This is a genomic window from Acidicapsa borealis, from assembly GCF_059115245.1.
This window is the reverse complement of the sequence record NZ_JCACNY010000001.1, coordinates 2,525,710-2,541,464: the sequence shown is the minus strand read 5'-3', so window position 1 is coordinate 2,541,464 and position 15,755 is coordinate 2,525,710. Positions and strand designations below refer to the sequence as shown.

Annotated in this window: 15 protein-coding genes; 13 read left to right on the top strand and 2 right to left on the bottom strand. The window is 59.9% G+C overall.

Features of this window, described 5'->3' with window-relative positions; genetic code table 11:
* Nucleotides 1-535 precede the first annotated feature (535 nt).
* The 3 genes from AC5S27_RS10535 to AC5S27_RS10525 all read left to right on the top strand — a co-directional run bounded on the left by AC5S27_RS10535 (nucleotide 536) and on the right by AC5S27_RS10525 (nucleotide 3,978).
* Nucleotides 536-1,108 (top strand): hypothetical protein, encoded by a 573-nt coding sequence (locus tag AC5S27_RS10535; protein ID WP_493934527.1) that lies wholly within the window; start codon nucleotides 536-538, stop codon nucleotides 1,106-1,108.
* Nucleotides 1,109-1,265: 157 nt separating this feature from the next.
* Entirely contained in the window at nucleotides 1,266-2,678 is a 1,413-nt protein-coding gene (locus tag AC5S27_RS10530) for an alpha-L-fucosidase (protein ID WP_493934526.1), read from the top strand.
* Between the two features lie 223 nt (nucleotides 2,679-2,901).
* The gene (locus AC5S27_RS10525) at nucleotides 2,902-3,978 is read left to right on the top strand and encodes an alpha/beta hydrolase (protein ID WP_493934525.1); all 1,077 of its coding nucleotides are present in this window, start codon (nucleotides 2,902-2,904) and stop codon (nucleotides 3,976-3,978) included.
* Between the two features lie 46 nt (nucleotides 3,979-4,024).
* On the opposite strand, the gene AC5S27_RS10520 is transcribed toward AC5S27_RS10525, so the two are convergent.
* Complete coding sequence (locus AC5S27_RS10520) at nucleotides 4,025-6,487, bottom strand: ADOP family duplicated permease (RefSeq protein ID WP_493934524.1); 2,463 nt, start codon at nucleotides 6,485-6,487, stop codon at nucleotides 4,025-4,027.
* Between the two features lie 243 nt (nucleotides 6,488-6,730).
* On the opposite strand from AC5S27_RS10520, the gene AC5S27_RS10515 reads away from it, so the two are divergent.
* The 4 genes from AC5S27_RS10515 (at nucleotide 6,731) to AC5S27_RS10500 (ending at nucleotide 9,147) form a co-directional block, all read left to right on the top strand.
* The gene (locus tag AC5S27_RS10515) at nucleotides 6,731-7,402 is read left to right on the top strand and encodes a hypothetical protein (RefSeq protein ID WP_493934523.1); all 672 of its coding nucleotides are present in this window, start codon (nucleotides 6,731-6,733) and stop codon (nucleotides 7,400-7,402) included.
* Between the two features lie 111 nt (nucleotides 7,403-7,513).
* Nucleotides 7,514-7,975 (top strand): response regulator transcription factor, encoded by a 462-nt coding sequence (locus tag AC5S27_RS10510; RefSeq protein WP_493934522.1) that lies wholly within the window; start codon nucleotides 7,514-7,516, stop codon nucleotides 7,973-7,975.
* A gap of 133 nt (nucleotides 7,976-8,108) precedes the next feature.
* Entirely contained in the window at nucleotides 8,109-8,648 is a 540-nt protein-coding gene (locus AC5S27_RS10505) for a DUF4199 domain-containing protein (protein WP_493934521.1), read from the top strand.
* A 121-nt stretch (nucleotides 8,649-8,769) separates the two neighbouring features.
* Nucleotides 8,770-9,147: an MmcQ/YjbR family DNA-binding protein gene (locus AC5S27_RS10500; protein WP_493934520.1), complete on the top strand. Its 378-nt coding sequence runs from the start codon at nucleotides 8,770-8,772 to the stop codon at nucleotides 9,145-9,147.
* Between the two features lies 1 nt (nucleotide 9,148).
* Here AC5S27_RS10500 and AC5S27_RS10495 read toward each other — a convergent pair whose 3' ends face one another.
* Nucleotides 9,149-9,964, bottom strand: coding sequence for a winged helix-turn-helix domain-containing protein (locus AC5S27_RS10495; RefSeq protein WP_493934519.1), 816 nt, complete (start codon nucleotides 9,962-9,964; stop codon nucleotides 9,149-9,151).
* Between the two features lie 163 nt (nucleotides 9,965-10,127).
* Here AC5S27_RS10495 and AC5S27_RS10490 point away from each other — a divergent pair, with 163 nt between their 5' ends.
* From AC5S27_RS10490 to AC5S27_RS10465, 6 genes are all read left to right on the top strand, one after another.
* Nucleotides 10,128-10,925 carry a hypothetical protein gene (locus tag AC5S27_RS10490; RefSeq protein ID WP_493934518.1) on the top strand — a complete coding sequence of 266 codons (798 nt, stop codon included), beginning with the start codon at nucleotides 10,128-10,130 and terminating at the stop codon, nucleotides 10,923-10,925.
* A 117-nt stretch (nucleotides 10,926-11,042) separates the two neighbouring features.
* The gene (locus AC5S27_RS10485) at nucleotides 11,043-11,747 is read left to right on the top strand and encodes a CDP-alcohol phosphatidyltransferase family protein (protein ID WP_493934517.1); all 705 of its coding nucleotides are present in this window, start codon (nucleotides 11,043-11,045) and stop codon (nucleotides 11,745-11,747) included.
* The gene (locus AC5S27_RS10480; RefSeq protein ID WP_493934516.1) at nucleotides 11,744-12,736 is read left to right on the top strand and encodes a GtrA family protein; all 993 of its coding nucleotides are present in this window, start codon (nucleotides 11,744-11,746) and stop codon (nucleotides 12,734-12,736) included. Before AC5S27_RS10485 ends, AC5S27_RS10480 begins: the two co-directional genes overlap by 4 nt.
* A gap of 66 nt (nucleotides 12,737-12,802) precedes the next feature.
* Nucleotides 12,803-13,411, top strand: coding sequence for a TetR/AcrR family transcriptional regulator (locus AC5S27_RS10475; RefSeq protein ID WP_493934515.1), 609 nt, complete (start codon nucleotides 12,803-12,805; stop codon nucleotides 13,409-13,411).
* A 135-nt stretch (nucleotides 13,412-13,546) separates the two neighbouring features.
* Nucleotides 13,547-15,184, top strand: coding sequence for a DHA2 family efflux MFS transporter permease subunit (locus AC5S27_RS10470; protein WP_493934514.1), 1,638 nt, complete (start codon nucleotides 13,547-13,549; stop codon nucleotides 15,182-15,184).
* A 40-nt stretch (nucleotides 15,185-15,224) separates the two neighbouring features.
* Nucleotides 15,225-15,725: a DinB family protein gene (locus AC5S27_RS10465; protein WP_493934513.1), complete on the top strand. Its 501-nt coding sequence runs from the start codon at nucleotides 15,225-15,227 to the stop codon at nucleotides 15,723-15,725.
* Nucleotides 15,726-15,755 lie beyond the last annotated feature (30 nt).

The following is a 15,755-nucleotide window of genomic DNA, read 5'->3' as shown; positions in this document are numbered from 1 at the left end:
TTTCGCCGGAGAGAAGCGAACTCAACCCTGATAACAACAGAACCCAAAGACACCTACCCCTTCGGATACCAATCCGAATGCGCCGAAATCCCAAGGCAAACCAGACACTGCGTAACACGCCACGGATACAAGCACTTCGGACAAACCCCACCCGTATCGAACGTGTTCCAGATGTGCAGACACTGGCACATCCGTGCGCAGCACGAACCCGGAGGGAGCAGGGGCCTTCAGGCCCCTGAAAAGAAAACAAGAGAAATGGGGCTTTAGCCCCGGAGGCACCCCAACGCCCTGTAACAGGGCACGACTTCAGTCGTGCCGATAAATCCAACGTACGGATGCTTCCGAGGGGCCTCGATGGCCCCGAGCCGCACTCCCCGGCAAATTGTCAAGACCCCCTCGTAAGGCCGCTACTCATAAACCAAACAAAACAAATAACTAAGCGATACAAAAATACCCCGTCAGCCTTGCATGCAATTAACCGCAAAAAGCGCACAATAAAGCCGACACCAAAAACAAGCTGCCCAGGAGCGAAACCATGGAAGAATCCGTGCAGGAAAAATCCGCGCCAAAAGAATCCGAACAGGAGAAATCCGGACCTGCCCAGCCCGCGACGCACCTGTTCCCCCCAGAGACACCCGTAGAGGAAATGATCGACTCGATGCACTCCCTCATCGACGCCATGGAAAACAGCGGCCTGAAAATGCCCGAGTCACCCAACCGCGCTGTCCGCCGTCTCGCCGAACGCATCGGCGTCTACCCCATCCCAAACATAGCCGTAGAAACCTGCGTCAGCACCTACACCACACTCCTGCAGGAAAAGGTAGAAGCAAAGGTTCCGAAAGACCAACTAGCCCGCATCGGCCGGATAGCCTACTGCGGCTCCCTGCCCCACCTCACCAACGCCGACAGCATCCGCGACTTCATCGCCTGCGTCGTTCACGGCATGGCCATCGGCGTCATCCCCAGCGCCGAAGGCACCCGCCTGCTCTATGGCGCCCAGGTAGCCCACGCCGCACAGCCCTCACCAAAACGCCGCAAAAAGCGCAACAAAAGCGCGCAAAAAGCGCATCTTACCCAACCCATAACCCACGCCGAATCAGCAGCCTAGAAGCCATTTTCCAGCGAAAAACACCCCCACCCCCCTCTTACCCCCTAAAAATTGCCCAGCCCCTGCCGCACCCAGCCCTGCCGCACCAGCCCTGCCGAAAACGATCCGTAGCCTGCTACACTTGCCCGGTTACCGATAACTTGCGCAGGAGCACCACATGCGTCCGCCACGAAAGCCATCGCACACAGCTGCAATCCTCCTCACCGCACTGCTCGCCTTTGCCGTGGCTCCTCTCGCACGCGGACAATGGGCACCCATCGTCACCGACCCCGCCGCCGACACCCGCATCCAGTGGTGGCGGGACGCCAAGTTTGGCCTCTTCATCCACTGGGGACTCTACTCCATCCCCGGCCGCGGCGAGTGGGTCCAGTGGAACGAGCAGATCCCCGTCGACCAGTACGCCAAGCTCGCCGGCCAGTTCCACCCCGACAAGTTCGACCCCAACGCCTGGGCCAAAGCCGCCAGTGACGCCGGCATGAAATACGTCGTCCTCACCAGCCGCCACCACGACGGCTTCGCCCTCTTCGACGACCCGCAAAGCACCCTCACCGCCGTCAAATCCGCCGCCCACCGCGACCTCGTCGCCGAATACGTCACCGCCGTCCGCAAAGCAGGCCTGCGCGTCGGCCTCTACTATTCCCCGCTCGACTGGCGCTACCCCGGCTTCTTCTTCCCCGACCTCTACCAGCCCAACGCCCGCGAACTCCGCGACCAGTATCATCGCCAGCTCAACCAGCTAGCCTCCCACTACGGCAAACTCGACATAGTCTGGTTCGACGGCGGCGGTTCTGACTGGCTCGGCTTCGGCGGCGTCCAATTCAAAGGCGGCTGGCAAGCCCGTCCCAAAAGCGAAAGCTACACCGGCACCTTCTCCTGGCAGGACGTAGAAGCCGTCAGCAACCTCCGCAAACTACAGCCCTCCGTCATCATCAACGACCGCACCGACGCCCCCGCCGACTTCCGCTCCCGCGAAGGCGACAACGCCATGGGCAACTTTGAAAACAAGCACCCCTGGGAACTCTGCACCACGATCACCGACGGCGCATGGGGCTATCAGCCGGACGCAAACGTGAAATCGCTGGACCACATCATCAACCTGCTGGTCGGCGCAGTGGGCCGCGATGGCAACATGATCCTCAACGTTGGCCCTCAGCCCAACGGCGAGATCGATCCGCTCCAGGTCCAGCGCCTCAAAGAAGTCGGAGACTGGCTCCATGCCAACGGCGAGAGCATCTACAGCACCCGCGGCGGACCCTACCTCCCGGGAGACTACGGCGTCTCCACCTACCGGGACAAGACAATCTACATCCACATCCTCAATCGCTCCGTCCAGCGCTTGAGCCTGCCCCCGCTTTCGGCCAATCTCCTCTCCTGCAAATCTCTCACCGGCGGACAGCCTACTTGCTCCCAAACCGTAGCCGGAGTCGACATCACACTCGACCAGACCGACGAGTCGAAGGCCCCAGTCGACACGATCGTCGCCCTGACTCTGGCTACCCCGGCAAGCGAAATCTCCCCGATCTCGACCACCAACGGCGCCTCGGACATAGCCCCGATCGCCAAGAAATAATTCACGGATCGCCCAACCGCACTTATGGACGGCTTCGCCACGTGGGCGGCGCCGCATCCATTCTCGGTGGTGCGCTCCCATGGATTGGTTTTTGGAGTTGATGTGGAGGGAGAGACAATTCACCTGTTGCCGATTCTTTGTCCTGGCACGCGACAGCGTCTCTGGTGATACAGTGGTGCGGCACGAAAACATCGCAAAAAATCGATTTAACGGAAGGTCAGCCATGTCTCGAATCCTTCTCGGTGCTCTCGCCGCCTCGGTTGCTATTGCATTGGTCCTGCCTGTCACCGCAACTGCATTTCAGGTCGCTACCGAAGTCCCTCCGGTTATCCCAACCGCCAAGCCGGTCAAGGCAGAACACATCAAGATCCATGGCGTTTCCCTGGAAGGCAACCTCGAAGGCGATGCCGTCGATCGCGATGCCATCGTGTACCTTCCGCCGAGCTACGCCACCAGTAAGTCCAAACGATATCCCGTCGTATACGCTCTGCACGGTTACTCGATCGGCGCGGAACAGTGGAGCGGCGAAATCCACGTCCCGCAGACCATCGAAGGCGCCTTCGCGCAAGGCGCCAAGGAGTTCATCGTCGTCCTGCCTGACTCGAAAACCGTCCACAACGGGTCCATGTACTCCAACTCAGTCACTACCGGCAACTTTGAAGACTACGTCGCCCATGACGTTGTAGCGTATATCGACGCCCACTACAGAACCATTCCAACCCGTGCGGCCCGCGGCCTCGTTGGGCACTCCATGGGCGGCTACGGAGCTACCCGCATCGGAATGAAACATGCTGACGTCTTCGGCAGCCTGTACATCATGAGTCCCTGCTGCCTCTCCGCGCGGCCTGCTGGCAATGGCGACGCCATGAAAGCCCTCGAAGCCATCAAGTCCCCTGCCGAATCAGCCTCCCTGCCCTTCTTCGCCCGCGCGCAGCTGGCCACGGCCGCTGCCTGGTCTCCCGATCCGAAGAATCCACCGCTCTACCTCGACCTGCCTACCAAAGACGGCGTTCCGCAGCCCGATGTTCTGGCCAAATGGGCCGCCAACGCGCCCCTGGCTTTCGTGGACCAGTATGTAGCCAGTCTGAAGCGGTACCGCGCCATATCGATGGACGTCGGCGACCAGGATGGCCTTCGTGTCGACGCTGCCAAGCTTCACGATGTCTTTGACACATATGGCATCGCCAACAGTTTCGAAATCTATAAGGGCACGCACACCAGCGCCGTGGCAGTACGATTCCAGAATTACGTGATGCCCTTCTTCAGCAAGAACCTCTGCTTCACCGGCAAGTGCGACTAGCTGTCACACAGTCGTCGCAAGGTCTTGCCGGAGACGCGGCAACTTCTTACTCGGTTCGCAGCGCCTCCACCGGATTCACCCGGGCAGCCCTCGCGGCGGGCACGGCAGAAGCCACAACCGCAGACGCCAGAATGGCCGTTGCTGCCGCCACCAGCACGAGCAAACCCGGCGTCTGCGCCTCGGAAAAGAACCGCACCGCCAGCCGCCCCAGCGCAAACGCCGCCAACAGCCCCGTCCCAACGCCGATGCCTGCAATCAGCAGCCCCTGCGAAAGCACATCGATCAAGATGGTCCGAGGCTGCGCTCCCAACGCCATCCGAATGCCAAACTCACGAGTCCGCCCACTCACAGAGAACGCCAGCACACCCGCGACGCCAACAACTGAGATGAGCAACGCCACTCCGGCAAACCCGCCAAAAACAATGGCATTCAATCGATCCGGCGTCAGCACTTCGGCGCGAATATCCCCCAGAGTAGAGGCCCGCTCCACCGGCTGATCCGCCGACAAATCGTGAATCGTCTTGGTAATCGTAGGCACCATCGCATAAGGGTCACCCTGCGTCTTTACAAACAGCCGCCCATTCCACCCCTGCTGGTTCACCGACTGATACACCGCCATGGCCGGCGAAGGAATGATGTTCTCATCATCGAAATCCGGCACCACGCCAATGATCCGCCACGGCATCGCACTGATCCCGATAAACTTCATCACGCCGTCGGTCCACCGAAATTCCCGATTCAGCGCCGTCTGCCCCGGGAACAGCTTTTGCGCCAGACTCTGGCTCACGATGACGACGCGCTCCGAACTGTCGGTATCCGAATCCTGAAAGTCCCGCCCTTCAAGCATCGGCATTCCAAACGTGTCAAAGAATCCCGGTGATACCGACCGGAACCGCGCCCGCAGATCCGACTGCCCGTTCTCCCGCTTTGCCCCATCCACCTCAAAGAGAAAGCTGAGACCAGCCGCTTGCTCGTCGCGCCAGGGCGTGCTGAAACCGGAAGCAGCATGCTCCACTCCAGGCAGCGCTCCAACCCTCCGCAACGTCTCGCGATAAAACTGGTTGACCTGCTCCGGGGTCCGCCCATACGACATCACCGGCAGGTTGATCGCCAGCACACTCGCCGTATCGAACGGCGACTGCAGCTTTTCAAGTTCAAACAAAGTCTTCATCAATGCGCCAGCCCCAGCCAGCAGCAGGAACGAAGCCGTAATCTGCGTGATCGCAAACACCCGCAACCGCCTGCTGCTTCCCGTCGCAGAACGCGTGCCGCCGCTATTTAACTGGAGGCCGCTGGCTGACTCCGCAGAAGGCAGACGAGGCACAAATGCCAACGCGATCGCGGCCACCAGCGCCAGCCCAATCCCGAACCAAACGAGGCTGAGGTCCAGCGACAGCCCATCCGCCCGCACCGAGAAGCGCGAAGCATACTTCCCCAGAATCGCCACCATCGGCGCTGCAACCAGCAATGAAGCAATCACGCCGCTCCCGCAGAGCACCAGGCTCTCCGCCAGCAGCGACCGACGCAGCGCTGCCGTGCTCGCGCCCAGAGCCGACCGCACCGCCAGCTCGCTCTCGCGGCGGACTGTCCGCGCCAGCACCAGATTCGCCACGTTCGAGCAGGCAATCACGAACAGCAACCCGGAAGCAGCAAACAGTACCCATAGGATCGTGTTCGCCTTCGAATTAATCTGGTCATGCATCCGCGTCACATCGAGCTTGAACTGGTCATTTGGCCTGTACACCTCAGGATGCGCCTGAATCATGCCAGAGTGAATCGCCCGCAGCTCTGCTCTAGCCGCGTCGAGTTCCGCCCCGGGAGCCAGGCGCCCAAACACCTCCGTCATCCGGTGCTCGCGCCCGGTCACCATCGTGGCCGAGAGATGATGCGGGCTGGTCACAATATTCGAGATCAGCTCCGTCTCCACCGGATACGGCACAGATGGCTCGAGCACGCCGACAATCGTCGCATCGCGGCTGCCCTGCTGGCTGCCCAGCCGCACGACTTTGCCGAGCACATTCGGATCGGAATGAAGCGAGCCGGTCCAGAATTTATAGGTCAGCACCGCCGCGCCAGGCGCATTCGGGCCATCGTCTCCTGGCCCAAGCAACCGCCCAAGCACTGGCTTCAGTCCCATGACGTTGAAGTAGTTCCCATCGACCACACCGGCATGAATCTCCCGCGGCGTTCCCAGCCCGGTGATGGTGAAATCAATCGCCGAAAACGTGCCGAGGTTCTCGACCGTCTTCAAGCCGTGGCTTATGTCCTGAATCTCGGGCACCGAAAATGCTTCGTTCGCCACTCCTAAGCCAGGCGCGCTTTGCCGCACGTACAGGAGCCGATCTTCGTCCCGATTAGCCAGCGGTCGCAGCAGTACAGCCCGCACTACGCTAAAGATGGCCGCATTTGCGCCAATGCCCAATGCCAGTGTCAGGGCAACTGTGGCCCAGAGTGCGGGCGTCCGCGACAGCGAGCGGACAGCAATTCTAAGATCATGAGCAAAGGGCATAACAGCCTCCTATCCACGAAAGCATTCTTGAGGTTTGGCGATGATTCAAGCTGCTGTAAGCCGCAGCTTTGTGCAGGAGCCATCATGAGCCGACAAGTTATGTTGATATCAACCTATTGAGCATGGTGTCAAGACTCAAATTCACTCATGGTGAAAAGTTATCTCGGAATCTCGCAACATTCTGCACCGGCAGGTGTCACTGTTTTCAAATCCGGAGTACATCTCCCAAGACGAGGGGCCGTCATGACGCGAATCCTCATCCCAGTGCTGGCATTCGTGCTCGCTTCGCCCTGCGCCTTACAGGCATCTTCCCACCAGAATGATTGGCTCGTGGTCCCCGGCGAACGCGTAGGCCCCATCGCCGCTACCAGTACCCGCGCTGACCTGAACAAGCTCTTCGGATCCGCGAATCTCAGGGATCAGCCCGTTGACACCGGGGAGGGCCGGGAACCTGCAACCGTGATCTTCGCGTCCGACCGTTCTTCCTCGCTGGCCGTCCTGTGGCAGGACCGGCGAGTGGATCGCATCCTGATCTGCTATCAACCCGCAACCCATACCTGCAGGTGGCATACAAAGAACGGCATTACTCTTGGAACGACACTGGCCACTCTTGAGCGCCTCAATCAGACGCCATTTGCGATCGAACCCTGGAGCTCCGATGTCGGTGGCAATATCACTTCATGGAACGGCGGTAAACTGGCCGAAACTCTCGGCGAGGGCGCTCATCGGTCTCTCCTGGTTTCGCTTGGATACGCTCATCCTGCGAACGGGAAGCGAACCAGACTTGCTAACCAGGTCGATCAACTCGGCCCCCACGCCACCTCCAGCGATCCACCGGTTCGCGAACTCAACCCGGTTGTCGACCGCCTCCTGGTCCAGTTCGCCGGTTCTGCGACAACACGCGCCGGCAAGTAGAGGCTCTGCCCGGGCTGTTGCACTGCATCCACCGCGAAAACGCGGGCCCAGTCTTTCGCAGAACCCCGGCTTTCGCAGACGTAGATATACTGTCCTCATTCTGCGAAAACAATGAAACGCCAAGTCCTCATCTACGGTCTGGTCGGCGGCATCCTCATCACCGCCCTCAAGTGGACCGAGTACCGCTACCTGGTGCTCGAACACTCGCTGGAAATCTACGGCGCACTGACGGCTGTCATCTTCGCCGCGCTGGGTATCTGGTTAGGCCGGAAACTCTCCAATCGCCATCAGGTCGTGTACGAGCAGGTTATCCGGGAGGTCCACATCCCAGCCTCGCCTGCCCCGGCGTTTGCCGCCAATGACGAAAAGCGAGAACAACTCACCATCACGCCGCGCGAGTTGGAAGTACTTGGACTGATCGCTCAGGGCATGAGCAACCGAGAGATCGCCGCGCACCTCTTCGTCAGCGAAAACACCATCAAGACCCATTCCAGCCGCGTCTTTGACAAACTTGGCGCCCGCCGCCGCACACAGGCGGTCCAACTTGCGAAAGACCACGGCCTGCTGCCCTGATTTCTGCAAGACTAGGTCATGCAAACAGGTGATTTCGCACTCGCAGCGCAAAATCACCCGAAAGCATGACGACACTCACTCGGGCTTTCGCGCTACTGTGGCTCCAGTTTCAACGCAAAGCAGGGAGCAAACCATGAAAAAGACCATTCTCAAATTCGGCCTGATCTCGGGCGTCTTCACCTCGGTCGCGATGGCCGTAACCGTCCCCTTCGAGGACAAAATTGGCCCGGAAAAAGCTGAATATCTCGGCTACACGCTGATTGTCTTGTCGTTCCTGCTGGTCTTCTTTGGTATTCGCTCTTACCGGGAAAGCCAGGGCGGCGGGCAGATTACGTTCGCCCGCGCGTTCAGTGTCGGCATCCTTATCACGCTCATTACCTGCGCTTTCTATGTGGCCACGTGGGAAGCTCTCTACTTCACCGTCCTGCACGACTTCATGGCAAACTACTCGGCCCACCTGATTGAGAAAGCCCGCGCCTCGCACCTCAGCCCGGCTGCGCTGCAGGCTCAGATCGATCAGATCAATCATGTCAAAGCCATGTACGAAAATCCGTTCTACAACTGTGCGATCACCTTCCTTGAACCGTTCCCCGTAGGACTTGCCATCACGCTGATCTCAGCCGCCATTCTGCGCAGGAAAACGAAGCAGGCTCCCATCGCCGCAACTAGCTGACTCGCGCGGTGCAAATGAGGGGACAAGCAAATGCCTCCCGCGTGGAGGACATCGCAGGAGCCGCATGCAAGTCGCTCCGCGATCTGTAACAATTCTTGGGAGAGTTTCGGAGTGAACCACTATGACAATTGAAGCCTTATCTGCCCAGGCCTCAACCCAGATCGACCGCGTCCGCAAGTCAGCCCTGGCGCTGCCCGGGACCAGCGAAAAGCTCTCCCACGGCGAGCCAACCTTCTTCGTTGCCAAGCGCGTATTCGTCATGGTGGCCAACAACCATCACAGCGACGGCCATACTGCCATCTGGATCCCGGTTCCCGCCGGAGCACAGGCAGAAATGATCGAGGAGGATCCTGCGACGTACTTCAAGCCGCCCTATGTTGGGGTCAAAGGCTGGGTCGGCGTGGAGCTGCCGCGCGTCTCCGACGAAGTGCTCTCGCAACTTATTCGCCAGGCCTGGCAGCTCACGACCCCGAAAGCGCTGCTGCGTCCTCGCCGCTAAGTTAATCGCCAGCGCCCATCAGCATCAGCGAACGCTGCGCAAAGGGCGAATACACCAGCGGCGTTACGCAGGCAAGCGCCAGGCCGTAGGGGATGTGGTGTAGCAGGAGAAACGGCGCTAGCGCCCAGACGCAATCCATTGGCAGTAGAACCCACCAGAGACGCCGATACTTCCCCGGCAATCCGGGCGCACGGAATGCTACGGCGCACAGCAGGAAGATCCGCACCGGGATCAGCAGGGTCGCCGATACCACCAGCAGTGCGAACATCCATCCCGGCAACGGCTCCATCAGGCCCTCAATTTCCGCCAGGTTGGCCAGCGCGCCGACATAGAACCCTACGTACATCGCCTGCAGCAGGACAAAAAGCGTCTTCACCACACGATGAGAGGTTCGGGGTAGGTCTTCGGGGCCTGCCAGTATCGAATCCAAAATTCCGGGTGCAGGTTCCGGTGCGGGCGCGGTATCTCCTACCGTTTCGACTGACGCCAGAAACCGGTACCCACGCCGCGCCAGGGTTTCCACGAACTTGGGATTCGCTGCCTTGTCTCCCAGCGCCTCCCGGAGCCGGTTCACTGCCGAATTCAGCCCATGCTCATAGTCGACAAACGTTCCCTCCGGCCAGAGCGCACGGCAAATCTCCTCGCGACTGACCATTTCCCCAGGCCGGTCCAGCAGCATCAGCAGCACAGCGAATGGCTGCGCGTGCAGCCGCACCCGCAGTCCCCTGCGGCGCAGCTCGCCGGTAACGACATTTACTTCAAAAACTCCGAAGCGGTAGCCCTTGGCTGGACGCATCTCGGCTGGCATGTCAGACATATCTGCACTTGAGTGTACAGAAAGGCTGTAGGACAGGACGGGCCGACCGTGATATCTCGAGATAAATCACTGACGCAGAAACACTTAAACCGTGAGGATTAAAATCGCACCGGTTACCCAACTTGTATTGCTTCCTCGCCGGCCTCAAGTCAGAATCCAATCCATGAATCGCCTGTGCTTCAACACAATCCGCCGAGCGGCCATCCTGGCTCTCTGCATCCTGACTCCGAGCCTGCCAGCCGAGCCTTCACCTGCGGCAGTTGCCGCTTTCGATACCTATGCGGCCGCGGTAGAATCCCGGCTTGTCCGCCAGCATCAGGGCGCGACGAGTATCCTCGCGACCACGGATGATTCGCGCCTTCTTAACGGCGAACTGGTCATCGAACATGTCAGCGAGCCGTCAGCGAACTCCACCAATCCGCCCGGTGCCATCCTTCATCACTGGCGCGGTACAGCCTTCGCGCGCGGCGCCAACGCTGCCGACTTCCTGATCCTCATGCGCGGCTTCGATAGCTACCCTCAGCATTTCTCCCCTGAGGTTGTCGCCGCCCATACGATCTCACAGAAAGGCGGTCACATTCAGGCGAGCATGCGCATCCGCCAGCGGCACGTCATCACTGTCGTGATGGACTCGGCTTACGATGTGGCGTTTACTCCAGTCGACGCGAAACACGGCTACAGCATCTCCCGCAGCACCCGTATCCAGGAGGTCGCATCGCCCGGCACACCACAGGAACATGCCCTGTCCTCCAGCGAGGAACACGGCTTCCTCTACCGCCTCAACACTTACTGGTCCTATGAAGAGCGCGACGGCGGCCTCTATCTCCAGGTCGAAGCCGTCTCCCTGTCCCGCTCCATCCCTACCGGCCTCGGCTGGGCAGTCGGCCCTTACGTCGAAAGCATCCCCAAAGAATCTCTCGAATTCACCCTGAGATCCGCCACCAACGCGCTCCGCAAATAGACAACCTGCTCCCTCGAATGAAGCGCACGGGCTTTCGCTCGTGCACGAGCCCGCGTGCGTCTTCGCAGCTCTGGCAACCGAAGGCCTCAACCAGTCCAACTTCACCGAAAGGAAACCATGTCAACCCAATCGATCCCTATCAAATCCGCAATCGCCCCTGCGTTCAAGTCAGCCCTGCGCATTAACCAGTCGCTGACCGCCGGCGTCGAGAAAAAGATTCTCGAATGGATGGCCCACCGCCTTCCCGGCTGGGTCACCTCCGATCAACTCACCCTCCTCGGCCTCACCGCCCAGATCGCCGCCGGAGTGGCCTACGCAGCCGCGCACGTCAACCGCTACTGGCTCCTCGCCGCCATCCTCGGCATCGCCCTGAACTGGTTCGGAGACAGTATGGACGGGACCCTCGCCCGCGTCCGTCGACAGCCCCGTCCTCGTTTTGGCTTCTATGTCGATCACATGGTCGATCTCTTCGGCTCGATTGCCCTGATGACCGGCCTCGCTTTCTCCGGTTACCTGCACTGGCCCGTCGCCGTCGCCATGCTCGTCGCCTTCCTGCTGCTATCCGCCGAGAGCTACCTTGCCACCTACACTCTTGGACAGTTCCAGCTCTCGCAGGGCATCTTCGGTCCCACCGAAATCCGCCTGCTCTTGATCGCCGGGAACCTGGCACTCCTGCACAGCCCCTGGTCTCACCTCTTTGGGTACCGCGTTCTGCTGTTCGATTTGGGAGGCATCATCGCCTCTACCTGCATGTTTGCGCAGGCAATCACGCTCACAGCACGCCACACCGGCCAGCTTTACCGAGAGGAGCCCATCCCGTGAGCACACACACAACTCTGCGCCGCTGGGCAAAGTTCAACCTCGTCGGGCTGCTGGGCATGGCCGTTCAGCTCTCCACCCTCGCCTTCCTGAACCGGCTGCTCCCGGGCCACTATCTCATCGCGTCCTCCGCAGCCATTGAACTCACTCTGCTGCACAACTTCCTGTGGCACCTCAACTACACCTGGAGCGACCGCCGCGGTCATTCCTCTCGGGTCATGCAATGCCTTCGCTTCCACCTGACCAACGGCGCAGTCTCGCTGCTCGGCAACCTCATCCTCATGCGCGCCCTCGTCGACCGGGCGCACTTGCCTTTGCTGCTTGCAAACCTCATCGCAATCATCGCATGCTCGATCGTCAACTTCATGCTGAGCCACTTTTGGGCCTTCGCCGCAAACTCGCAATCGATCCAGGAGCCGGGTGCGCCGCGCTCCATCGCTATGCATTCAATCGCTCTGCTTGTTTTCGTCTTCACCGTCGCCGGTCCGGTCTTTGCCCAGCCTGTGCCCACTGCGACTCCGCCTGATCGCTATAGCCAGGGCCTTGGCACCGATTGCGCCTACGCCAACGTCTTCGCCGGCCCAGCTGCTGCGACGGGCAACGGCAGCACGCATTTGACCGGCACCACCGGAGTGACCATCGGCCAATACTTTGCCCGAACGCTTGGTAAAGGCATCCTTGCCTCGCCTCAATTCGAGCTGGGAGTCGTTGGTCCAATCCCGGGTGGCCACCCCGTCGACGGCTTCTTCAGCGTCGATGCGATGTTTGCCAACAAGCTGCCGCGCCGTCGCATCTATCCTTTCCTGACCGGCGGCTACACGCGCGTCTTCGCGACCGGGAATGCCGTCAACTTCGGACTCGGCGTCGATTTTGGCAAGGACGAATACAAGCGCCTGGTTCGAGTTGAACTTCGCGACTACTATCTGTTCACCGGCCCTACACAGCACATTGTGAGCATACGCGTCGCGTTTGGAAAGTTCATCTCCGACTGACCGGCAGATGCTAAAATAAAGACCGTTCGGTTTCTTTTTCAGCCAACCGTACTGCGAGGAGGGCAAGTGTCCAAAGGTGAACTCACCCGGCAGCGCATCATCGCCCAGGCCGCACCTCTCTTCAACCAGCGCGGCTATGAAGGCTGTTCCCTGCAGGACATCATGCTGGCTACTGGCCTTGAAAAAGGCGGCATCTACCGTCATTTCGAGAGCAAGGAAGAACTCGCTGCCGAAGCTTTCGATTACGCGTGGACTTACACCAGCAGTAAGCGCCGCATTCATTTCAATGACACGCCCGACCCGGTGCAGCGTCTCAAGCAGCACATCGCCAACTTCGTTACGCGCACTGGTCTCCCCGGCGGTTGTCCCCTGCTGAACACCGCTGTTGACGCGGATAACGGCAATCCTGTTCTCCGTGATCGTGTCCGCAGAGCGCTGCGTGGCTGGCAGACGATGCTTCGCGATCTGCTCAACGAAGGCATCGCATCTGGATCTGTACGCGCCGGACTCGACACCAGCTTCGCAGCCAATCACATCATCGCCAATCTCGAAGGCGCCATGTTGATCAGCCGCGTCGAGCGCAATGACCAGGCTCTTCGTCAGGCACTCGAATATCTTGACCAATACGTCGACGCCCAGCTCTTGGGTGCACGAAGAAACAGACGCAGTTTGTAGTGCGCACCATAATTCCCTACTCAATTCGCGAATCGAACGAAACGCCTTGCGCATCATAAAAGCGACCGAACGGTTTCTTTTATATCTGCCATTCTGATCGAGCATCGGATGCAGCGCAGCGCGAAAGGCAGTCCCATGGCAGAATCCGCAGTACTCGACGCACCGGAGATAGTTCAAGCGAGCGCGAAGCCAACGCCCTCGCGCCCCGCAATCAACCCCTGGATCATTGCGCTGACCGTCACCCTGGCTACATTCATGGAGCTGCTCGATACCTCCATCGCCAACGTGAGCCTGCCCTACATCGCCGGCGGCCTGGGCCGCAGCTTCGATGAAGTGACCTGGATTCTTACCACTTACCTCGTTGCCAATGCGGTGATACTGCCCATGAGCGCCTTCTTCAGCCGCGTTTTTGGCCGCAAGCGATACTACATGGCCTGCGTCGCGCTGTTTACGATCACATCGTTTTTCTGCGGCATTGCGCCGAGCCTGAACATCCTGCTCATCAGCCGCGTGCTCCAGGGGATCGGCGGCGGCGGTCTGGCGCCAGTCGAGCAAGCTATCCTCGTCGATACGTTCTCGCCGGCAAAACGCGCTTCGGCATTCGCACTGTACACAGTTGCGATCGTCACCGCGCCGGCCATCGGTCCGGTGCTGGGCGGCTGGATCACGGATAACTACAACTGGCGCTGGGTCTTCCTGATCAACATCCCCATCGGCATCCTCTCGCTGTATCTGACCAATCGATTTGTACACGACCCACCGGCCTTTGAAGCAGAGCGCAAGTCGCTTCGCACCGCCGGCAAACTCAAGATCGATAGCTTTGGCATTCTGCTGGTCGGCGTCGGCTCGGCAACGCTGGAAATCGTGCTGGATCGTGGCCAGATTGACGACTGGTTCGGCAGTCCAGTCATTTGCTGGATGCTAGGTATCTCGATCGCTGCCTGGGCCGTCGCTGTCTATTGGGAACTCAACCACCCCGACCCAATCATCGAACTGCGCCTGCTGGCCAATCGGAATTTCTCGATCGCCTCGGCCTTCTACTTTGTCTTCGGCGTAGGCCTCTTCGCCAGCACCACCATGATCCCGCAGGTGCTGCAGTCACTCTATGGCTATCGCGCTATCGATGCTGGCCTCGTCCTCGGGCCTGGAGCCTTTGTCATCACTCTGCTCGCGCCGGTCGCGGCACAACTGATCCAGCGCGGCATCGTGCATCCGAAGACGCTGCTGATTTTCAGTCTCTTCACGGTCACAGCATCCATGTTTATGTATAGCGGCTTCACACTGCAGACCGACTATAACCACTATGCATGGGCGCGTGCTCTGCAGGGCCTGGGCTATGCCTTCTTCTTCGTACCGATCTCGGTGATCGCCTACTCCCAGCTCAAGCCGGAGCAGAACAATCGAGCATCAAGCCTGACGAATCTCGCGCGTAACTGGGGCGGCAGTTTCGGCATTGCTTTTGTGACCACGATGAGCGAACGGCGACAGAGCCTCCATCAATCGCGGGTCGGCGACACGCTGGCGTCCAGCTCAGGCCAACTGCAGCAATCCATTCATGCGATGGCCGCCTATCTGAACGAGCACGGGGTGGCCGCAGCCAACGCAACGCGCGCGGCAACGGTGTACTACTACAATCAACTTGATCAGCAGACGCGTCTGCTGGGCTTCATGGATTGTTTTCACGGGATCGGCTGGCTGACCATTGCTACAGTTCCACTCGTCTTCTTCATTCGCAGCTTCAAGGTTGGCGGCAAAGCCCCGGCTGGCCACTGATCGTGATCCTGCAGTAACAGCGCTCGAAAGGTTCTCTCCCATGTCAGAAGCACCATCGACAGAAGCCCTCCTCATCACCACTGCGATCAAAGCCTGGGACGGCTGGCTGGGCCGCGCTACCAAGCTCTTCGATTCGCTCACGGACGATCAGCTCCGCACCGAGATCTTCCCTGGCAAGAATCGCCCAATTTACCTGCTCGGTCATCTCATCGCCGTCAACGACGCGATGTTCTCGCAGCTACGTCTGGGCGAAGCTAACTTCCCGGCGTACGTGGATCAGTTCGTCAAGAACCCCGACCATACAGTACCCGACTCTGAGCTTCCATCGGTTGCTACGCTGCGCCAGGACTGGAAGACTGTGCACGCGCAGCTCGCCGCGCGTTTCGCGGAGCTGACCCCGGCGCAGTGGCTCGAACGCCACGCGACAGTATCGGAAGAGGACTTCGCCAAGGAGCCCCACCGTAATCGCCTGGCCATCCTGCTCAGCCGCACCAGCCACATCGCGTACCACCTCGGGCAGCTCGTGCTGCGGGCGAAGTAAGGCCAGCTGCCAGGCCAGCGCGGACTGCTA